Consider the following 20,867-nt stretch of genomic DNA (forward strand, 5'->3'; position numbering starts at 1 on the left):
GCGACGCTCGGCCCCGCCCCTAGGCTGAGTGCATGGCCGACAGCTCCGCGATCGACTCCTTCTGGCGGCGCGTGAGGTCGGGGGATCCGCACCTCCCCGAGACCGTGCCCGAGGCGTGGGCGTTCGGCGCGACGCCCCCGCAGGCCGACGACCTGCTGTCTCTCGTGCTCGACGGCGTGAAGACCGGCACGGCGTCCTCGCTCTGGGACTACGAGGCGACCGGAGATCCGCTGCCCGCGGTCGGCGAGCTGAGCATCCTCCTCGACGGCCGGGGCGAGCCGCGTGCCCTGATCGAGACCACCGACGTCCGCATCGTCGCGTTCGACGCCGTGACGGCTGCGCACGCCCACGCGGAGGGCGAAGGAGACCGCACGCTCGATCATTGGCGCGCGGTGCACGAGCGCTTCTGGCGCGAGCACTCCGAGAATGCCCGCGGCTTCGAGCCCGACATGCCGGTCGTGTGCGAGCTGTTCCGGCTCATCCACCCCCGCTGACGGGAGGACGGCTCCCGTCAGTCGCGCGAGGAGCGCCGACGAGCGACGATGAACAGGGTCGCCCCGAGCACGAGCACGATGCCGCCGCCGATCGCCCACGCGAAGGTCTCCGGCGCCAGACCGGTGCTGGGCAGCGAATCGCCTCCGGTGCCGGGCGGAGTCGGTGTCGCCGTGTCGCTCGGTGACGGGCTGGGGCTGGGGATCACCAGCTCGGCGAGCGCGAAGTCCTGATCGACGATCGCCTCCCCGGCACCCGTGATCACGAGCGTGCGGGTCGCCGGACCCACCACGGTGGTGTCATCCGGCGGCACGACCGTGAGCGTGTAGATCCCGGGCGGCAGATCGCCGAGCCCGAAGCTGCCGTCACCATCCGTCGTCAGCTGCTGCCGACCGTCGGGACCGTCGACCTCGATCGTGACGCCGCCGAAGGGGCCGCCGTCGTCGGTCGTCACCGTGCCGCTGAAGGCACCGAGGCGGGCGAGGGCGAAATCGACGTCTTCCACGTCGTCGGCATCGACCTGCTCCAGTCGCGTGACGGGGCCGGACGCCACGTATCCGTCGGGGGTGGTGATCGACACGTCGTAGTCGCCGGCGGGGAGACGCGGGAACCGGTAGTCGCCGCGCGCGTCGGTCACGGTGGTGCGTGTTCCGCCGGGGCCGGACGCCGTGACCGTGACGCCGGCCACACCCCGGCCGTCGGCGGTCACCGTCCCGCCGAGGTCGGGACTCTCGGCGAGCACGAAGTCCACGTCACCGATCGGATCCTCGCTGTCGACCGGGATCGTGAACGGCGGCGGTGTGCTCACGACCGTGAATCCCGGAGGGGCGGTGAGCGTCGCCGTGTGAGTTCCCACGGCGACCTGATCGAACAGGTAGCGTCCGTCGCTGTCGGTCGTGGTCGTCTGCCCGTCGATCGTGACGGTCACTCCCGGCACCGGATCGCCGTCGTCGTCGAGCACCTGCCCGGAGACCGCGACGGGGACGATGTCGCGCACCTCGAAGTCGGCCACGGCATCCGTGTCGGTGAGGTCGGCGGCGATGACTGTCGCCGTGGTCGCGATCTTGCCGGGCGGCGGCGAGACGCGCACCGTGTATCCGTCCGTCGCCGTGATGCCCGGGAAGGAGTAGGTGCCGTCGGGGGCCGAGTTCGTGGTGCCGACCACCGTGCCGTTCGCGTCGGTGAGAGTGAGCTCGACGGCGTCGAGGGGCCCGTCGGCGACATCGACCACGGAACCCGTGATGTCGCGGGCGAGCGAGGCGAACCACGTCTGATAGATCGGGAAGCCCGCGCGGCGCGTGAAGACGAAGCTGAGCGAGATGAGGGGCGTGCGCGGCTCGAACCACGCGGCCGCGCCGCTGGTGTCGGCAGCGCCGTCGTTGCCGGTGAGCGTGAGCGTGGGCGGATCCCAGGCCGGGACGTCGGCGGCGTCACCCGAGCACGACGGCTTGCCCGCGAGGCCGGGGGCGCAGTAGTTGAACCCGCCCCGGAAGCCGAGGTCGGATGCCTCCAGCACCTCGCCGTCGACGCCGATCGCCTGGATGCGCACGGCATCGGCGTCGATGTCACCGAGAGCGAAGGCCCATCCGGAGGTCGGAGTGGGAGCGGTGAAGGAATACGTGGTCGTCGAGGGGCTCGTCGCCCTGTCGGCCTGAGGACGCAGGTTCAGGTACGGACGGTCCCTGCTCGTGCCGTACTTCTCACCGATGGGCGTGCCCTCCGACAGCCAGGTGGATGCTCCGGAGATCACCCCGACCTGACCCGCGCGGGAGTCGCTGGTGACCGTCGCGCTGAGCTCGGGCTGCGCGGCGATCGCGACCGAGGTCGTGTAGGCGCCGCCGGAGCCGTCGAGCGGTTGCCACTCCGCCCAGCTCGATGTCGTCGCCGCCGAGGCCGGCACGGCGATGGCCGCGGCCGCCAGCGCGGCGACCGCTCCGATGAGAAGGCTCCTGGGGGCGCGCATGCGGCCAGGGTATACCGGTATATCGCTCTACAGAAGGATCGGTGGGCGTTCCCGCCCGGTCACCCGGATCAGTCGAGCTGTAGGCAGACGAGCTCGGGCCGGGCGTCCCAGGAGTCCACGGAAGCGAACCCGAACGAGCGGTACATGCCGATCGCCTGCTCCCGCCAGGCCCAGACCGAGAGCCGCAGCGGACGGGCGGAATCCGCGATCGCGTGCCGCAGAAGTGCGCTGCCCACGCCCCGTCCGCGGCTCGCCGGCGTGGTCCAGAACCGCTTGATCTCCTCGCCGCCCTGGTCCGCCGCCCCGACGATCAGCACACCGCAGGGCACGCCGCCGAGCGTGGCGATGAGCGTGCGCTTGCCGGCGAAGGCCGCCGCCGGGTCGGCGATCTCCCGCGCGTAGCGTTCGTCGAGCGGAGCATCCGCCGCCGCGACCCCGCGTTCGACCTTCTCGGCCTCGGTCTGCCGCAGGTAGTCACGGACCAGGGATGCCACGGCATCCGCGTCGTCCGGGAACCGGGCCGCCCGGACGACGGGAGTCTGAGGATCGATCACCCCTCGAGCGTATTCGTCTCGATCGCTCTGCCCGTCAGGCGTCCGGCTCGCCGGCGGCCGAGAACCCTCAGACCGGGTCGCCCTGCACGGGTCCCTCGGTGTTCGGCTTCCACCCGAGCGCCGGGGCGACGTGCTCGGCGAAGGCCTGCAGCACGTGCAGGTTGTACTCCGGTCCGAGCTGGTTCGGGATCGTGAGCAGCAGCGTGTCGGCAGCCATCACGGCCTCGTCCTTCTTCAGCTGCTCGATCAGCACGTCCGGTTCCGCGGCGTACGTCTTGCCGAAGGTGGAGCGGAATCCGTCGATCACGCCGATCTGGTCGCCGCTGTCGGCGCTGCGCAGCCCGAAGTAGGCGCGGTCCATGTCGGAGATCAGCGGGAAGACGCTGCGGCTCACCGAGACGCGCGGGGCTCCCGTGTGTCCGGCCTCCTTGTACGCGGCGCGGAACAGGTCGATCTGCTCGCGCTGCAGCTGGTCGAACGGCTGTCCCGTGGCCTCGGTGATCAGCGTCGAGCTCATCATGTTGAGCCCCGTGCGACCGGTCTCCTCGGCGGTCGCCCGCGAGCCGGATCCCCACCAGATGTGATCGCGGAGCGTGGGCGACTGCGGTTCGATCGCGAGGTACTGCCCCGGTCCCACCATCCGGGGATCACCCGCGGCGAGTCGCTCGCCGTCGATCGCGCGCAGGAAGATCTCGAACTTCTCGCGGGCGAGCACGCTGCCGCGCTCCGGGTCCTCCTCATCACGGAAGCCGAACGCCTCGTAGCCGCGCAGCGCGGTCTCGGGTGACCCGCGGCTCACGCCGAGCGCGATCCGGCCGTCGGCGATCCAGTCGAGCGCGGCCGCCTCCTCGGCGAACTGCAGCGGGTTCTCGTAGCGCATGTCGATGACGCCGGTGCCGACTTCGATCCGCTTCGTCCGCGCCGCCATCGCCGACAGCAGCGGCATGGGCGAGGCGGCCTGCTTCGCCCAGTGGTGCACGCGCACCGAGGCGCCGTTCACGCCGATCTCATCGGCGCCCTCGGCGATCTCGATGGTCTGCTTCAGCATGTCACCGGCGGTGCGGGTCGCAGAACCCTGCACATCGCCGTAATGCCCGAACGAGAGGAATCCGAAAGCCTTCATGTTGTATGCGAACGCATGGATGCCGTGGGCTATTCCGCCGCGAGGAATCCGTCGAACACGAGAGCGCGCAGGCGCGGCTCGAGATCGGCCCACAGATCGGCGAAGGGCACCTCGAACAGATCCGACAGCGCCGCCGCGATCTGGCCGACCGTGAGCTCCCCGTCGCAGGCGCCCACGAAGGCGGCGAGCGCGGGGTCGACGTTCACCGTGCGTCGGAAGCCACCGCCCTGACGCAGTTCGATCACGCTCGGATCGTCGTTGCCGGGCATCAGGTGACGCGCCTCGGTGACGTCGGATGCCGTGAACAGTGTCGAGGGAAGCCCGTGCGCCAGCAGATCGTGCGCCAGGATGCCGGCGCCCAACGCCGCCCCCACGCCCGACACCTGCTGCGCGAGACGCTCGGTGCGGCGCAGCGGCGTGCCGTCCCCCCGGCGCAGGAGCACGTAGCCGAAGCCGATCGACGACACCTCGCGCGCCGCGAAGTCGTCGAGCCAGGCGGTGAGGAGAGGGGTGAAGGCCCGATCGCGCGGCGTCGTGCCGCCGTCACGGATCCACAGCTCCGCATAGGCCAGGGGTGACAGCTGCTCACGCTCGATGACCCACAGGTCGAGGTCGGCGGGCACCCAGGCCTGCAGTCGGGCGAGCCCGGAGACGCCGGCACGCGATTCCCAGTTGCCCAACAGCTGCGCGATGCCGCCGGGAGTCAGAAAGGCGGACGCGGTGCGCAGGAACTGCTCGACCAGGGCATCGCCGATCAGTCCTCCGTCCCGGTACTCGTAGGCGGGCACGCCCGCGGTGCGGGGCGTGATCACGAAGGGCGGGTTGGACACGATCAGATCGAAGGCCTCGCCCTCGACGGGCTCGAACATGCTCCCCTGGCGGAACTCGATGTTCGACACCCCGTTGAGCCGCGCATTCAGCTCGGCATAGGCGAGGGCGCGGGTCGAGATGTCGGTCGCGACGACCGATCCCGCGCGCCGGGAGATCAGCAAGGCCTGGATGCCGCACCCGGTCCCCAGGTCCAGGGCCCGGTCGACCTGGATCGGCACGACGATCTCGGCCAGCGTGCGCGAGGCTCCGCCCACACCGAGCACGTGGTCGGCGGGCAGGGCGCCGTCGAGGGCCACCTCGTCGAGGTCGCTGGCGATCCACCATTCGCCGATGCCGTCCGCGTCGACGAAGGACTGCGGGCGCAGCAGAGCGGCCGGGACGACCTGGTCGCCCTCGGACACCGCATCGTCGCCCGGCATCGCGTCGTCGCCGTCGTCATCCGAGGAGAGGCGGGCGAGGCCGAGGGCGACGAGACCGTCGACGCCGAGCCGTGGGAGGGCCTGTGCGACGCGGGCGCGGGGTTGCGGCATCCCCAGCACGAACAGGCGCCCGAGGGTCGCGAGCACGCCGTCGTCGTCGGCGACCGCGCGGAGGATCGGCTCGCGCAGCCCACGCGCGAGAGCATCGTCGGCCTCCTCGCCCCACAGGCGTCTCAGGGGCTCGGAGCGGAGGTCGGCGGCATCCAGATCGGCGGCGAGCTCAGCGCATCGACGCGGGTCGGGAACGGGGGCTGCGGTGTCGGACACGGCCGTCACTCTACGCGTCTTCAGGGTTCTCGACCGTCGGGCCTCCTAGAATCACAGGGTCAGTACTCACGAACAGCCTGATCCCCGGCGTTCGAGGAAGACCCTTCATGACCGCGACCACCCCCGATGACACCGGCTTCCGTGCGTGCCTGCGCAGACTCGCACGCAGGACCGCGGTCTTCGCGATCGCTCTCGGAGTCAGCGGTCTCCTCGCCCCGACCGCGGCCGTCGCGGCGACCGAGGCCCCGGCCGATGCCGAGGACGCGGTGGAGCTCTCCGTCTCGGTCGGCGCACGCGGGAAGGTCGTCGCGGGATCGGCCGCATCCGCTGCGGTGACCGTGCAGAACGACTCCGACGCCCAGGTCTCCGAGGCACGCGTGCTCATCGAGCTGAATCGCACCCCGCTCGCCGACGAAGCCGCCGTCACGGCCTGGATCGACGACGAGGATGCCGCGGGGACGTTCACGACACTGGGCTCGGAGGCGACCGACGCGGTGGATGCCGGTGACTCGGGCACCACGACGGTCTCCGTGACGGCCGAGGATCTCGCCGGCCTCGCCCCGGGCATCTACCCGTTGCGTGCCGAGCTGAACGGTGCGACCACCGGCACCCCCGGCTCCGCGGACGAAGAGGAGCGCGACGCCACGGCATCGAGCGTGCTGATCGTCACCGCGACGCCCTCGTCACCCGTGGGCGTGGTCGTTCCGATCACCGCGACCCCCGCGAACGGTGCGCTGCTGACCACCGAGGAGCTGTCGACCCTCACGGCCGAGGACGGCGCCCTGACCGCGCAGCTCGACGGCGTGACCGGCACGGCCGCCATCCTCGCGGTCGACCCGGCGATCCCCGCCGCGATCCGTGTGCTCGGCACCGCCGCCCCCGCATCCGCCGCGGCGTGGCTCGTGCGCCTCGACGAACTGCCGAACGAGCGCTTCGCCCTCCAGTTCGGCGATGCCGACGCCACCGCCCAGGCACAGGCACGGCTGCCCGAGCCGCTGCCCTCCCCCACCCTGCGCACGTACCTGACCGCGGCGAACTTCCCCCAGACCCCGGCCACCCCCGCGGCGGAGGACGAGCCGAACGGCGTCGCGACCCCCGCCCCTGAACCCACGGCAGCCCCGACGCTTCCCGATGACGACACGCTGATGAGGGTCACCGGCGCGACGCCCGGCATCCTGTGGCCTCGACCCGGGGTCACCGCGACGGATCTGACGACCTTCGACACCTGGCTCGAGGGCCGCGTGGCGACGATCCTGCCCGCGTCCGTCGCGACCGGTCGCACGTCGGCGCACGCGGTCGCCGGGGAGTCCGAGGTGCTGGTCATCGAGGACGCCGCGTCGCGGATGCTGTCCCTCGCCGCCGCCGAGTCCGATGCCGGCGCACGCCAGCGACTCCTCGCCGCCGCCAACGCGCACCTCTTCCTCTCCGCGCAGGGCGCCCCCGGTGCTCCCCTGCTGGTCGGGCTCGAGCGGGACGAGAACCGCCCGGCCTCCGCGCTGCGCGACGCGATCTCGACGGCCGACACCGTCGGCTTCTCGCTCTCCGCGCTGCGCGCCTCCTCGCCGGCGTCCGTGACACTCAGCGGCGAGACGAACCCGACCTTCGCCGCCGCCGTCCCGGAGCTCCTCGCCGACGAGCAGACGCTCACCGCCTTCGCCTCGATCCTCGATGACCCGCAGCTGCTGCTGAGCCCCGAGCGCATGCGCATCCTGCGGACTCTCGCCGTCGGCATCCCGACCGAGAACTTCGCCGACGCCCTGGCCCGTCACCGGGAGAACACCCAGGCCACGCTCGCGGCGGTCAGCATCCCCCCGTCGAGCACCATCCAACTGCTCACCGCGGCCGCCGACCTGCCCATCGGAGTGCGCAACGACCTGCCCTGGCCGGTCACGCTGCGCCTCGCCGTATCGCCCTCGGATGCGCGCCTCGACGTCGAGCAGATCGCCGAGTTCGTCGTGCAGGCCAACACCAGCACGCGCGTGAAGGTCCCCGTGGCCGCCCGGGTCGGCAGCGGTGAGCTGACGCTGCGACTCAGCCTGTCGAGTCCCACCGGCGTGCCGATCGGCGGCACCGAGAACGTACGGGTCGCGGTCCGCGCCGAGTGGGAGGGGATCGGTCTCGGGCTCCTGGGCGGCCTGATCGTGCTGCTGATCACGCTGGGCGTGGTGCGCACGATCCGGCGCCGACGACGTGAGGCGCAGGACAGCCTGGCCCCGGAGGATGCCGTGATCGCGAGTCCCTTCCCTCCGGAGAGCAAGGACGGACGTGAGTAGTCTCGGTCGCGCGAGCGCCGTCATCGGCGCCGGTACCCTCGTCTCCCGCGTCACGGGGCTGCTGCGCAGCATCGTGCTGGTCGGTGTGCTCGGTTCGGTGGGGTCCGAGGCGGCGGACGCGTTCACGTACGCGAATCAGCTGCCCAACAGCGTGTTCTCGCTCATCTCCGTCGGCATCCTGACCGCGGTGATCGTGCCGCAGATCGTGAAGGCCGCCGCGGATGCCGACGGAGGCAACGCCTTCATCTCGAAGCTGTTCACCCTCGGCACCGTGGTCCTGCTGGTCGTCACCGCGGTCGCCACCGCCGCCGCGCCCTGGCTCGTGCACCTGGTCGCCGGGAAGGCGAGCGAGGAAGGGCTCGCCCTGGCGACGGCTCTCGCCTACTGGTGCCTGCCGCAGATCCTGCTCTACGGGCTCTACGCGCTCCTCGGCGAAGCCCTGAACGCCCGCAAGATCTTCGGCCCGTTCACCTGGGCGCCCGTGGTCAACAACATCGTCTCGATCGCGGGGTTCCTCGCCCTCGGCGCCCTCTTCGGTCCGGTCTCGACCAAGGCCGAGAACTGGACTCCCGCCATGATCAGCGTGCTCGGCGGCACGGCGACCCTGGGGATCGCGATCCAAGCCCTGGTACTGCTGGTGTTCTGGCGACGAACGGGTCTCGCGCTCAAACCGGACTTCCGCTGGCGCGGCGTCGGGCTCGGCACAGTCGGGCGTCTGGCCGGATGGACCTTCCTGATGGCCTTCGCGAGCCTGGCCGCCGGGATGCTGCAGGGATTCATCGTGAGCGAGGCGATGGGCGTCGGTGCCTCCGCGACGGTGACCGCGAACGCGTGGCTGATCTTCATGCTCCCCTACTCGGTCATCGTGCTCTCGATCGGAACGCCCTACTTCACGCAGATCAGCGAGCACGCCGCCGCCGGTCGTGATGACGAGGTCCGCGGCGACATCGCCCGCAGCATCCGCACCCTGCTCTTCTTCATCGTCGCCGCGACCGCCGCCGTGGTCGCCGCCGCGATCCCGGCCTCCCGTGTCTTCACGCAGTCCGCGGATGACGCGCAGGCCGCCGCCCTCGTGCTGCTCTGCTATCTGCTCGGGCTGATCCCGCTCACGATCCTGTTCATCGTGCAGCGCACCTTCTACGCCTACGACGACACGCGCACGCCGTTCTGGTTCACGATCTTCCAGTGCGTGCTCATCGTCACGACCGCCCTCGCCGCCTTGGGCCTGCGTGAGGCCGGCATCATCCCCCTCACCTCGCTCGCGGCGGCCGTCGCCCTCGGCCAGTCGATCGCCAGCATCGTGCAGACGATCGTGGCCACCTGGCTGCTGCACCGCAAGATCGGCGGCCTCCAGATCGGGTCGTGGATGGCGGCGATCGGACGTTTCGCGATCGCCGGTGTCCCCGCCGGTCTCGCCGGATGGGGCTTCTTCCAGCTCCTCGGCGGCGTCGACGGCTGGACCACCTCCGACAAGTTCCAGGGGGCCCTCGGCACGGCTCTGATCGGCCTCGTCGTGGTCGTGGTCTACCTCGGCATCCTGGCCCTCTTCCGGGCGCCGGAGCTGACCGTCGCGGGCTCGCTGGTCCGCCGCTTCCTGCCCCGTCGCTGAGCCTCGGGCGAACCTGAGCGGCCGGCCCACGTCGGGGAATGCCGCGCGGCTACCATGGGTTGAAGCAGTCGAAGGTCATTCGACCGCAGATTCTACGACGGAGAGCACATGCGTCAGGTCATCATCATCGGCTCCGGCCCCGCCGGATTCACGGCTGCCATCTACGCGGCCCGGGCGAACCTCCAGCCGCTGCTCATCGCGAGCTCGGTGGAGGTCGGCGGAGAGCTGATGAACACCACCGAGGTCGAGAACTACCCCGGTTTCCCCGACGGCATCCAGGGACCCGAGCTCATGGCGAAGTTCCAGGAGCAGGCGGAGAAGTTCGGCACCGAGGTCGTCTACGACGACGTCACCGAGCTCGATCTCGCCGGCCCGGTGAAGAAGGTCACGCTCGGCAGCGGCACCGTGCACGAGACGCAGACGCTGATCTACGCCACCGGCTCCGCGTACCGCAAGCTCCACATCGAGGGAGAAGAGCGTCTGTCCGGCTACGGCGTCTCGTGGTGCGCGACCTGCGACGGCTTCTTCTTCCGTGAGAAGACGATCGCGGTCGTCGGCGGCGGCGACTCCGCGATGGAAGAGGCCACCTTCCTCACCCGCTTCGCTTCCAAGGTCTACGTCATCCACCGCAAGGACACCCTCCGCGCGTCCAAGATCATGCAGGAGCGCGCCTTCGCGAACGAGAAGATCGAGTTCATCTGGAACAGCGAGGTCGCCGAGATCCTGGGCGACACCGCGGTGACCGGCGTGAAGCTCCGTTCGACGGAAGACGGCTCGCTGCGCGACCTCGCGCTCGACGGCCTGTTCGTCGCGATCGGCAACGACCCCCGCACGCACCTCGTGCACGACAAGCTCACGCTGACGCCCGAGGGCACGATCTGGGTCGACGGACGCTCGTCGGTCACGTCAGTCCCCGGCGTCTTCGCTGCGGGTGACGTGATCGACCCGTCGTACCGTCAGGCGATCACGGCCGCGGGGTCCGGCACGGTGGCGGCCCTCGACGCCGAGCACTTCCTGGCCGACCTCGAGGACGCCTCCGTCGAGGTTCCCGCGGCCGAGGCCGCGGAGATCCTCACCGCCTGAGCGGTGGGAACAGTTTCACCCCGTCGGCTGTTGTAGCTGGCGTACATCGAACCAAGGAGAACTCTGATGAGTGCAAAGGCTACGAGCCAGGCGACCTGGGAGCAGGACGTTCTGCAGGCCGACGGTCCCGTGCTGGTGGACTTCTGGGCGGAATGGTGCGGCCCGTGTCGCATGGTCTCCCCGGTCCTCGACGAGATCCAGTCGGACAACCCCGACAAGATCACGATCCTCAAGCTCAATGTCGACGAGAACCCCGAGCTCGCCATGAAGTACCAGATCACGTCGATCCCGGCGATGAAGGTCTTCCAGGGCGGCGAGGTCAAGACGACCATCATCGGCGCCAAGCCGAAGTTCGCTCTCGAGAAGGATCTCGCCGCTTTCATCGGCTGATCCCCCGCGCGGACAAGGCCCCCGTCTCCTCACCGAGACGGGGGCCTTTCTCGTCCCTCAGCCCGCGTTCTTGTCCGACACCGGCACGGACGGCAGTCCCCGGGCGGCACGCGCACGATCGACGATCTCCTGGATGATCGGGGTCTTGGCCGCGTTGTAGGAGTCCGTTCCGCGGGCCGCCGCCGCCACGGCATCGCACTTCGCGCGCCGATAGCGGTCGGCGTCGTCGGGGTGCCCGCGCAACCAGTCCCGCAGGAGGCGCTGGTTCGCGGCATCCCAGTCCCCGGCCTCGAAGAAGTGCGCGATCGCAATGCGGATGCCGTCCGACTCGAGCACCATCACGGCATGGGTGCGCACACCGCTGCCGGCACGCCAGCCGATCGACTCCAGCCCGGCGCGGTGGGCGGCGAGATCGTCGGCGTCGGCGATGCGGACGGCGAGGTCGATGATCGGCTTCGCGCGCATGCCCGGGATCGCCGTGGAGCCGATGTGCTCGATGACCCAGTCCGCACCGCCGTGGGCACGCAGCTCCCCCGCGATCCGCTCGAACTGTGCGGGCCAGGCCGGATCGTAGGCGACGAGCATGCGAGGCATCGGTCTGGGGGCGTCAGAACGCGCTGTCAGGACGCATCGGCGACGGTCGGGTCCCACCGACGGTGCCGCTGCTTCTCGTCGAGCAGGCCCCACACCGCGGGCGTGAGCTCGGGGTACTCGAGGGAGATCTGCCGCAGCACGCGATAGTGGCGGGCGGCGTTCGGCCGGACGCCGTCGTTCGCGCTGATGTTGTCGGCGCGCAGGAGGTAGACCACGAGCTCATCGACGCTGGGAAGCTCTTCCATGAAGTCCCACGGGTCTTCCCCGCCCAGGAGCCGCTCCTGGACCAGCACCGCGAGCTCGTCGGCTGCCTCTGCACGCAGGACTTCCAGGCTGGCTCGGCGCGGGACTGACTCGGTCATGCTTCCAGCCTACGTGCGCTGCGGACGCCTCCGGCGCTCGACCTTGGTGTCTTCGCGCATCTCCTCGAGTTCTTTGCCCTTCGTCTCCGCGACCTTGAAGTACACGAAGAAGAACGACAGCAGGGCGAAGAACGCGTAGAACCCGTAGGCGAAGGGAAGGCCGATGTTCGCGAACGCCGGGAAGGTCGTCGAGATGAAGAAGTTGGCAGCCCACTGCGCCGCTGCCGCCACCGCGAGAGCGCCGGCGCGGATGGAGTTCGGGAACATCTCGCCCAGGAGCACCCACACCAGCGGACCCCAGGTGGCCCCGAAGAACACGACGAAGGCGTTGGCGCAGATCAGAGCGACCGTCGCCCACGGATCGGGGAGCGACACCGCGCCCTCCGCGTCGAGGGTGCCGAAGGAGAATGCCAGGGCCATCAGGCCGAGCGAGAGCGTCATGCCGACGGATCCGACGAGCAGCATGATCCGACGGCCGACACGGTCGACGAGGAGGATCGCGACGATCGTGACGACGATGTTCGTCACCGACGTGATGACGGTGATCGTGAGCGCCTGCGATTCCCCGAACCCGACCGACTGCCACAGGGTCGTGGAGTAGTAGAAGATGACGTTGATGCCCACGAACTGCTGGAACACCGACAGCAGGATGCCGACCCAGACGATGGGCTTCAGACCGAACCGGTGGCCGCGGAGGTCACGCAGCGACTCTCCGCGCTCGGTGTTGATCGTGCCGGTGATCTCCTCGATCTTGGCCTTCACATCGACGGTGCCGGTGACCTGGGTGAGCACCTCCCCCGCTTTGTCGAGCCTGCCCTTGGCGACGAGGAAGCGCGGAGACTCCGGGAGACGCAGCGCCATGATGCCGTAGACGATGGCGGGGATCGCCTCGGCGATGAACATCCAGCGCCAGGCGTACAGCCCCCACAGCGACTCGGCAGCGCCCCCGGCGACGTTCGCCAGCATGGCATCGGAGAGCAGGGCGACGAAGATGCCGGTGACGATGGCGAGCTGCTGCAGAGAGCCGAGACGGCCGCGCATCCTGGCCGGTGAGACCTCGGCGATATACGCCGGAGCGATCACCGAGGCGGCTCCGACGCCGAGACCGCCGACGACGCGCCAGATGATCAGGTCGATGACACCGAACGCGAGTCCGGAGCCGATCGAGGAGAGCAGGAAGAGGACAGCGGAGATGATCATGAGCGGGATGCGCCCGTAGCGGTTCGCCAGAGGACCGGCGAACCAGGCTCCGACGGCACACCCGATCAGGGCGGAGGACACCGCGAAGCCTTTGAGTCCGGCACCGAGATCGAAGCCCGACTGGCTGCCCGCCAGGGCGTCGACGGCACCGTTGATGACCGCCGTATCGAACCCGAAGAGGAAGCCACCCAGGGCGGCCGCGATGCTGACTGCGATGACCCGTCCCTGCACGGGTGATCTGGACTGAGTGCTCGACATTGTGCCCCTCCTCGACGTCATCTCCCGCGAGTCTAGGCCTCCGTCGAGCGCCGTGGGGTCAGCCGCGCCCGTAGCTCTGCTCGCCGAGTTCCTCGAGAATCCGGTTCAGATCCTGGATGGAGGCGAAATCGATGGTGACCTGGCCTTTGCGCGCACCCAGAGCGATCTTGACCCGTGTGTTGAGGCGATCCCCGAGCTTGCCGGCGACCTCGTCGAGGTAGGCACGTCGCGCGCCGGGTGTCGCCTTGGTCGTCGTCGAGGAGGCTCCGGACCTGTTCTTCGCGGCCTCCTCGGTCGCGCGCACCGAGAGATCCTCGTTCACGACCTTGTCCGCGAGGCGCTGCATCGCCTCCGGGTCTTCCAGACCGAGGATGGCGCGGGCGTGTCCGGCGGTCAGCACGCCGGCGGCAACGCGCTGCTGCACGGGCACAGGCAGCTTGAGCAGACGGATGGTGTTACTGATCTGCGGACGCGAGCGTCCGATGCGAGTGGCCAACTGCTCCTGCGTGATCCCGAAGTCCTCGAGCAGCTGCTGGTAGGCGGAGGCCTCTTCCAGCGGGTTCAGCTCCGAGCGGTGCAGGTTCTCCAGCAGCGCGTCGCGCAGGAGGTCTTCGTCGGCCGTGTCGCGCACGATCGCGGGGATCGTCTCGAGGCCCGCCTCACGCGCAGCCCGGGTACGCCGCTCACCCATGATGAGCTCATACTCGCCGTCGCTGTTCGTGCGAACGACGACGGGCTGGAGCACACCGAACTCGCGCACGCTGTGCACCAGCTCCGCCAGGTCGTCGGCGTTGAAATGCGTACGCGGCTGGCGCGGATTCGGCACGATCGCGTTCGGGTCCACCTGCACGAGATGGATGCCGGGAACCTCCGCGAGGTCGGCTGTCGGCTCCGGGGCGGTCGACTCCGAAGCGGGGCGGAGACTCGCTCCCGGGAAGAACACGTCGACCGGCCGCTCGGACTGATCCGCGGTGGGGATGAGAGCGCCGATTCCCCGACCCAATCCAGTGCGCTTCGCCATCATTTCTCCTTGCTCTGCGTCGCCTGGCGCGACGCGATCTCGACGGCGGCTTCGCGATACGCGATCGCCCCGGCGGATTGCCCATCGTAGGCGATCACGGTCTGTCCGAAACTCGGTGCCTCCGACACCCGCACGGAGCGCGGGATGACGGTGCGGAGCACCTGGGTCGGGAAGTGGGTGCGTACCTCGTCCGCCACCTGCTGCGCGAGACGGGTGCGACCGTCGAACATCGTCAGCAGGATCGTGGAGAGGTGCAGTGCGGGGTTGAGGTGCTTCTGGATCATCTGGATGCTGCCGAGAAGCTGGCTGAGCCCTTCCAGGGCGTAGTACTCGCACTGGATCGGGATGAAGACCTCGGACGCCGCGGTGAAGGCGTTGATCGTGAGCAGGCCCAGCGACGGCGGGCAGTCGATGATGACGAAGTCCATCGGGCTGTCGGTGAGGTACTCCTCGAGTGCGCGTCGCAGGCGATGCTCGCGGGCGACCTGCGACACCAGCTCGATCTCGGCGCCGGCCAGGTGGATCGTGCTGGGGGCGCAGAAGAGGTTGTCGCTCTCGGGACTCTGCTGGACGATGTCGGCAAGTGGCGTGTCGTCGATCAGCACGTCATAGACGCTCGGAGTGTCTGCGCTGTGCGGGACGCCGAGGGCGGTGGAGGCATTCCCCTGCGGGTCCAGGTCGATGACCAGGGCCTTGGCACCGAGCGCAGCGAGAGCCGCAGCGATGTTCACGGCGGTGGTGGTCTTCCCCACGCCGCCCTTCTGGTTGGACACCGTGAGAACACGGGTCTCCCCACCGAACTCCACCGTGGTCGATTCCAGTGTGCGGCGACGGGCCGACAGGTCTGCGAGTTCCCGCGCGAGCGGTGTATCCATGCCGAACGAGTCGTTCGAGGATGCCTTTTCGGACTGTTTCACGTGAAACATCCACTCCTTCCGGGGCCGCGTTCCACTCTAATCGCTGCGGCCGACGTTCATGAACGGACATGTGGGTGTGCGGCGATGTCAGCGATGAACAAGCATCCGCGTGCGGGTCTGAGCCGCACGCGGAGGTGCTCCTCCCCCGGCTCCGAGCGCTAACGCTGCATGCCGGGGAGACGATGGACCAAGGACTCGCTTACCGTTTCACGTGAACGGTTCCCACACCCGACCCAGCCGGTCCGAACGCTACACGGGGGTCACCCAGGGGTGTGGCGCGGCGCCGTCGCGCTCCAAAGGAGCATTCCCGCTCGGACAATCAGTGCCGTCACGCCACTGGGATCCCAGGAACGTCGGGCACATGTTTCACGTGAAACACACCATCTTCAACTCGAGCGGAGGATCTTCGCCAAGAAGACCTCTCTCCCGTCGAGTCGGGGTGGCCACAGATCTCCGCCCCCGGCTCTTCCCGGTGCCGTCAATGCCGCACGAGCTGAGGAGCGGAGGTCGTGCACCGTCCCTCGAAACCATAGCCAGACCGCGGTGTCCGGCCGTGCCTCCCCCGATCAGGTCCCCGATGGTCACAGCCCAGGGTGGACGACGAACCGGCGCGGAGCGGGGTGCGGGTCATTCTGAAGCCCTGAGTCCGTCCTGGTGCCCTGTAGCCAGACGGGCGCCGAGCGCCGAGCGCCGCCCGGTGCGTGGCGAGCGCTCCTCTTTGGCAGACCGGCAACCCGAGCTGACACACCGACGAGGCGAGTGCAGACGCTGCGCAGCCGTGTCTTCGTCACCCTGGTGCCCGTCATCCATTCGTGCCCGATCCCCCGGTCCCGGCGGCAGCGAAGCCAGGCGACCTCTCACCGGCGATCCATCGGTGCCATCGCCGCACACCCCGCCACGGACGAGTCGTTCACCTCACATTGGGTGACCTCCTTCTTCATGGACGGATCGACCCCCCGCTCCATTCCTGAGCGTCGACATCACCGGGTTTCTGTCGACGGAGCGCCCGTCTCCCCTGCATGCCTCGTCCGCCCCAGACAGCCGGCGACCTTGACCCAGCGGCCGCGACCTCCGCCCAGCACGCATGTCAATCACCGCTCTGTGACGAGCGCGAACCGGTCGTTGTGAACCACCCGTCGCAGTGCTCCCCTTCACGGTCTCGATGCGCCCCCCATCAGGACAAAGCCGACACGCGGCCAGTGATCACGGTGCACGGTGCTGTCGCCCCCGCCCGCCAATGCGCACGACGGCCAAGGCCCTCTGGCGCATGTTTCACGTGAAACATGCGCCCATCTCCGGACTGAGCGGCAGGAACCAGGGCAGGTCCATGGACCGTCTCCCCCCCCCATCGGGCTATCCGAGTTCCGGGTGCCAGGGGCGCAAGAACAGGGACAGGCATCTCGGAGATCCTCCGCTGACACCCCAACCATCCACGCACGGGCGAGCGTCATCACGGATAGTCCTTCGAAGAGTCACCATCTCTTTGGGTGGGCGCATACGCCCGATGACCAGGCCCCGACAGCCAGCCCCTCGACTGCCTAGGCGTCGGGTCGACAGCCCATAGATGCGCTTCCCACGGAGCAGTGTTTCACGTGAAACACTGCTCCAAACCGACTCCCCGAGGCCCAACCCCGCCCAGACCACCCAGCGCCGGACAGGGTGTGAGCTGGACGCTTCGCGACGTCGATCAATCCACGAGTACCGGCCTCCGGCAGCGGAGGGTCAGCCGGACCTAGGCGGGATCAGATTGCGATAGTCGCCCGCCCAGCAGTCATACCTCCGCAGGGATCGTTCTTCGAAGGCACCACACACCACGACCTCCGAGGGGATGTTTCACGTGAAACACAACACACTCCCGCAGCGCGACGCGAAATGTGCGCACGAAGGGAGATAGTCAGTGACGAGTACGCGGAGTTGCGTATCCCTCTGCCCGGAGTCCGGCAGCAGCAGACCGTTCACTCAGAGGAACCGAGCCACTCCCGCGCTCCGCAGATTCAGCCGAGGGCGGCGGACACGATGTTTCACGTGAAACACAGTGGACCTTCGCTCAGGCGCGAACGAACGCTCGCACGACGCGGGTGGTCTCCGTCAAGACACCTTCACCGAGGATCTCGACGCGCACGTCGGACAACTTGAACTTCTTGATCTGCTTCTCGGCGGCGTCGATCTCGTTGGAGGCGTTCATCCCCTTGAATACCGTGATCTCTCCCCCGTCACGCACCAGGGGCGCCGTGAGAGGGATCAGGGTGCGCATCGCACTCACCGCGCGCGCCGTCACGACGTCGAACCCCTTGGGGCGACGGACGTCCTCGGCTCGTGCGCGCAGAATCTCGACGTTGTCGAGCGCCAGTTCCGAGACCTGCTCGGTCAGCCAGGTGACGCGGCGTTCCATCGGCTCGATCAGCGTCCATCGCACGTCTGGCCGGGCGATCGCGAGCACGATACCCGGAAGACCCGCCCCCGAGCCGATGTCAGCGACAGAACCATGGAACAGGGGCGCGGCGAGAGCGCTGTTGAGGATATGACGGGTCCACAGGCGCGGCAGCTCCAAAGGTCCGATCAGACCGCGTTCCTCCCCCTGGCGTGCCAGAGAGGCCGTGAAGGCCCGAGCAACCTCGATCCGATCGCCGAAGAGCTCAGTGGCTGCCGCCGGCTCGACTTCGAGATCAGTCATTCACACATACCTCAGCGGCGACCGTGGGATGTTTCACGTGAAACATCAGCGACGACGCAGCACCGTGTGACGGTCCGCACCTTCACCGTACGACTCGGAGACGAGCCCGCGCTCGGACGCCACATCGTGCACGAGCTTGCGCTCGTAGCTCGACATCGCGGGGAGAGAGGCCTGCGACGCACCCTCGTCGAGCTTGACCGCTGCGGCATCGACCAGCGTTTCGAGCTGGCGGCGACGCGCGTCACGCGATCCGCCGATGTCGAGGATCAATCGCGAGAACGAGCCGGTCTTGTTCTGCACGGCCAGACGCGTGAGTTCCTGCAACGCCTGCACGGTATCGGGCGCGGACAGCAGCGCCAGGCCGTCGTCCTCCGCCTCGACCGACACGTAGGCCCGCCCCTGACGAACGTCGAGGTTCAGATCTCCGTCGATGTCCGCGATGTCGAGAAGCTCTTCGAGGTAGTCCGCCGCGACGTCTCCCTCGTGCTCGAGCTGGGCAACGGTCGGTTCGACGTTCTCTACGGTGACGCTGTCGGTCATGACGCGCTCCCCTTCTTCTTCGCACGCTTCTTGCCCACGGGCTGCTGGCGCTTGGGCGTCTCGGCCTTGGCCTTCTCGGCTTCTTCCAGCAGTCGTCTCTGCTCTGCCTCGTAGGCGGCCATCGGCACGACCTTGCCCGAGGAGTCGAGGGCCTTGCCCTTCCGGGCCAGGCGCTCTTCGCGTGCCTTCGCGGCCTCGGAACCGGGGGTCGGCATCTCACGGATGACGAGGAACTGCTGGCCCATCGTCCACAGGTTCGAGATGAACCAGTACACGACGACGCCGAGCGGGAAGAAGACACCGGAGAAGATGAAGCCCAGCGGCAGCACGTACAGCATGATCTTCTGCATCTGGTACGCCTGGCCGGTCTTGGCCTCAGGCGACAGGTTCTTGGAGATGATCTGCAGCTGCGTGAAGAACTGCGAGGCGATCATGAGCACGACGAGGGTGACGAGGATGACGATGGCCGTCGTGTTGCCGGCCTCCACCGCGTTGCCGAGATTCTCGTGCAGCGAGGCGACATCGAACAGTTTGGCGTCGTAGAACTCCTTGGTGAGGTCCGCATTCAGGAACCCGACACCGCCGATCTCCAGCTTCGCGTGCTTGCTCACATCGCTCAGCACGCTGAACAGGGAGAAGAAGATCGGCATCTGCACCAGCAGCGGAAGACAGCTCGACATCGGTGTCGTGCCGTGCTTCTTGTACAGGCCCATGGTCTCCCGACTCATGGCCTCACGCGAGAGCTGATCCTTCTTGCCTCGATACTTTTCCTGAACTTTTCGCAGTTCAGGGGCGATTTCCATCATCTTTCGCTGGCTCTTGATCTGCTTCACGAAGAGCGGGATCAGCGCCGCACGCACGACGATCACGAGACCGACGATCGAGAGCACCCAGGTCAGACCGGAAGCGGCCGGGAGCCCGACCGTGGTGAGCAGCCAGTGCCAGGCGACGAGCACGAGCTCGACGACCCACTTCAGCGGCCAGAGGATGGTCCCGATCAGATCGAAGCCACCGGAGGAAGGGGCCGGCGTCTGTGTGGCGCCGGCCAGCAGAAGATCAAGTCGCACCGATCATTCCTTTCGGGAAGGGACGACGAAACCGAGTGCAGTCAGGTCGTAATGGAAGTGCTTGTTCGGCTGGACGTCGTCGACGCCACCGCGAGTCCAGGGATTGCAGCGGACGATGCGCCACACGGAGAGCGCAGTCCCCCGCACGGCGCCGTGCTGCTGCACCGCACCTACAGCGTAAGCGGAACAGGAGGGGTAGTAGGCACACACATCCCCGTACATCGGGGAGATCACCTTGCGATAGCCGGCGAGAAACCCGAGAACCAGATTCCGGGGTACCAGCGGAATGCTGCGCACGAGGTCTCCCGAGCCGAGATGCGCTGTCCCCACTGACGACGCAGGAAGCGCCGTCACGCCGTCACCTGGGCGGTCGAAGGCCGCAACCGAGCGAGGCAGCGGCTCACATCGGCGGTCAACTCGGCGTAGGTCGCGGAAGCAGACGCAGGAAGGGCACGGATGACGACATCCGTGCCCTCAGGGACACCGGTGAGCGCTTCGGCGCAGACGGACTTGAGCCTTCGACGCACGGTGTTGCGCACCACGGCGTTTCCCACCTGCTTGCTGATGATGAACCCGAACCTCGCGGCTCTGCTCTCGCCCGTCGACAACATCGAGGTCACGACGCGCGCCCCGCCACAACGGGAACCGCGTCGAACGACCAGTCGATAGTCGCTCCCGCGGGTCAGCCGATACGGGCGGGCGAGCACAGCGGTTTACGCGGAGAGCTCGGTGCGGCCCTTCGCGCGACGAGCGGCGAGGATGCCACGGCCGGCGCGGGTGCGCATGCGGGCGCGGAAGCCGTGCTTCTTGGCGCGACGACGGTTGTTGGGCTGGAAAGTGCGCTTAGTCATGGAATCACTCCGGGAATACTGCCACCGGGTTCACTGCGACCGGAGACATGGGGAACTGCCAAAAAAATGGCATAAGTCAACCAAGTAAGGGTACGTCTTGACGGCGCACAGAGCAAATCTGCGCGCCACGACGCGGACTCCGGCGAGTACCGCACAGCCATTATCCACAACCACGGACGGGACGCCGGGTATAACACGCCCGCGTGTTTTCGGGGGCAGGTTGCCGATGGAGGCGTCGATGACTACCGTGGCAGACGAAGTTATCCACAGGGCGCCGCCGTACGAATCGGGCCCTCACCGAACCCCCGCGCGGAGCGTC

20 protein-coding genes are annotated in these 20,867 nt (G+C 68.4%); 5 read left to right on the forward strand and 15 right to left on the reverse strand.

What is annotated here, in order from left to right; translation table 11 throughout:
* Positions 1 to 32: 32 nt before the first annotated feature.
* Positions 33 to 494, forward strand: coding sequence for an ASCH domain-containing protein (locus ACWA14_RS15875; RefSeq protein ID WP_463795375.1), 462 nt, complete (start codon positions 33 to 35; stop codon positions 492 to 494).
* A gap of 17 nt (positions 495 to 511) precedes the next feature.
* On the opposite strand, the gene ACWA14_RS15880 is transcribed toward ACWA14_RS15875, so the two are convergent.
* The 4 genes from ACWA14_RS15880 to ACWA14_RS15895 all read right to left on the reverse strand — a co-directional run bounded on the left by ACWA14_RS15880 (position 512) and on the right by ACWA14_RS15895 (position 5,718).
* On the reverse strand, positions 512 to 2,455 hold the full coding sequence (locus ACWA14_RS15880; protein ID WP_463795376.1) for an MSCRAMM family protein: 1,944 nt from the start codon (positions 2,453 to 2,455) through the stop codon (positions 512 to 514).
* A 68-nt stretch (positions 2,456 to 2,523) separates the two neighbouring features.
* Positions 2,524 to 3,009 (reverse strand): N-acetyltransferase family protein, encoded by a 486-nt coding sequence (locus tag ACWA14_RS15885; protein WP_463795377.1) that lies wholly within the window; start codon positions 3,007 to 3,009, stop codon positions 2,524 to 2,526.
* Between the two features lie 67 nt (positions 3,010 to 3,076).
* Complete coding sequence (locus tag ACWA14_RS15890; RefSeq protein WP_463795378.1) at positions 3,077 to 4,132, reverse strand: LLM class flavin-dependent oxidoreductase; 1,056 nt, start codon at positions 4,130 to 4,132, stop codon at positions 3,077 to 3,079.
* 29 nt (positions 4,133 to 4,161) lie between these two features.
* Positions 4,162 to 5,718 (reverse strand): DUF7059 domain-containing protein, encoded by a 1,557-nt coding sequence (locus ACWA14_RS15895; protein WP_463795379.1) that lies wholly within the window; start codon positions 5,716 to 5,718, stop codon positions 4,162 to 4,164.
* Positions 5,719 to 5,816: 98 nt separating this feature from the next.
* On the opposite strand from ACWA14_RS15895, the gene ACWA14_RS15900 reads away from it, so the two are divergent.
* The 4 genes from ACWA14_RS15900 (at position 5,817) to trxA (ending at position 11,064) form a co-directional block, all read left to right on the forward strand.
* Positions 5,817 to 7,982, forward strand: a complete 2,166-nt coding sequence (locus ACWA14_RS15900; protein WP_463795380.1) for a DUF6049 family protein — start codon at positions 5,817 to 5,819, stop codon at positions 7,980 to 7,982.
* Complete coding sequence (gene murJ, locus ACWA14_RS15905; RefSeq protein ID WP_463795381.1) at positions 7,975 to 9,591, forward strand: murein biosynthesis integral membrane protein MurJ; 1,617 nt, start codon at positions 7,975 to 7,977, stop codon at positions 9,589 to 9,591. The genes ACWA14_RS15900 and murJ overlap by 8 nt, the downstream gene beginning before the upstream one ends.
* A gap of 108 nt (positions 9,592 to 9,699) precedes the next feature.
* Entirely contained in the window at positions 9,700 to 10,674 is a 975-nt protein-coding gene (gene trxB / locus ACWA14_RS15910) for a thioredoxin-disulfide reductase (RefSeq protein WP_463795382.1), read from the forward strand.
* A 66-nt stretch (positions 10,675 to 10,740) separates the two neighbouring features.
* Complete coding sequence (gene trxA / locus ACWA14_RS15915) at positions 10,741 to 11,064, forward strand: thioredoxin (protein WP_463795383.1); 324 nt, start codon at positions 10,741 to 10,743, stop codon at positions 11,062 to 11,064.
* A 57-nt stretch (positions 11,065 to 11,121) separates the two neighbouring features.
* On the opposite strand, the gene ACWA14_RS15920 is transcribed toward trxA, so the two are convergent.
* The 11 genes from ACWA14_RS15920 to rpmH form a co-directional block, all read right to left on the reverse strand.
* Positions 11,122 to 11,649 carry a GrpB family protein gene (locus ACWA14_RS15920; RefSeq protein WP_463795384.1) on the reverse strand — a complete coding sequence of 176 codons (528 nt, stop codon included), beginning with the start codon at positions 11,647 to 11,649 and terminating at the stop codon, positions 11,122 to 11,124.
* Positions 11,650 to 11,684: 35 nt separating this feature from the next.
* A complete protein-coding gene (locus tag ACWA14_RS15925; protein WP_463795385.1) occupies positions 11,685 to 12,020 on the reverse strand; it encodes a tryptophan synthase subunit alpha in 336 nt (111 codons plus the stop codon).
* Between the two features lie 9 nt (positions 12,021 to 12,029).
* On the reverse strand, positions 12,030 to 13,478 hold the full coding sequence (locus tag ACWA14_RS15930) for a sugar porter family MFS transporter (RefSeq protein ID WP_463795386.1): 1,449 nt from the start codon (positions 13,476 to 13,478) through the stop codon (positions 12,030 to 12,032).
* Positions 13,479 to 13,536: 58 nt separating this feature from the next.
* Positions 13,537 to 14,499, reverse strand: a complete 963-nt coding sequence (locus tag ACWA14_RS15935; protein WP_463795387.1) for a ParB/RepB/Spo0J family partition protein — start codon at positions 14,497 to 14,499, stop codon at positions 13,537 to 13,539.
* Positions 14,499 to 15,425, reverse strand: coding sequence for a ParA family protein (locus tag ACWA14_RS15940; RefSeq protein WP_463795388.1), 927 nt, complete (start codon positions 15,423 to 15,425; stop codon positions 14,499 to 14,501). Before ACWA14_RS15940 ends, ACWA14_RS15935 begins: the two co-directional genes overlap by 1 nt.
* Before the next feature lie 2,038 nt (positions 15,426 to 17,463).
* A complete protein-coding gene (gene rsmG / locus ACWA14_RS15945) occupies positions 17,464 to 18,090 on the reverse strand; it encodes a 16S rRNA (guanine(527)-N(7))-methyltransferase RsmG (RefSeq protein ID WP_463795389.1) in 627 nt (208 codons plus the stop codon).
* 45 nt (positions 18,091 to 18,135) lie between these two features.
* Positions 18,136 to 18,630, reverse strand: a complete 495-nt coding sequence (locus tag ACWA14_RS15950) for a Jag family protein (RefSeq protein WP_463795390.1) — start codon at positions 18,628 to 18,630, stop codon at positions 18,136 to 18,138.
* Entirely contained in the window at positions 18,627 to 19,697 is a 1,071-nt protein-coding gene (gene yidC / locus ACWA14_RS15955) for a membrane protein insertase YidC (protein ID WP_463795391.1), read from the reverse strand. Before yidC ends, ACWA14_RS15950 begins: the two co-directional genes overlap by 4 nt.
* Positions 19,698 to 19,700: 3 nt before the next feature.
* Entirely contained in the window at positions 19,701 to 20,051 is a 351-nt protein-coding gene (gene yidD / locus ACWA14_RS15960; RefSeq protein WP_463795392.1) for a membrane protein insertion efficiency factor YidD, read from the reverse strand.
* Positions 20,048 to 20,404: a ribonuclease P protein component gene (gene rnpA, locus ACWA14_RS15965; RefSeq protein ID WP_463795393.1), complete on the reverse strand. Its 357-nt coding sequence runs from the start codon at positions 20,402 to 20,404 to the stop codon at positions 20,048 to 20,050. The genes yidD and rnpA overlap by 4 nt, the downstream gene beginning before the upstream one ends.
* A gap of 6 nt (positions 20,405 to 20,410) precedes the next feature.
* The gene (gene rpmH / locus ACWA14_RS15970; protein WP_045278552.1) at positions 20,411 to 20,548 is read right to left on the reverse strand and encodes a 50S ribosomal protein L34; all 138 of its coding nucleotides are present in this window, start codon (positions 20,546 to 20,548) and stop codon (positions 20,411 to 20,413) included.
* Positions 20,549 to 20,867 lie beyond the last annotated feature (319 nt).

The sequence above is a fragment of the Microbacterium sp. TW_SC_2 genome, from assembly GCF_055361165.1.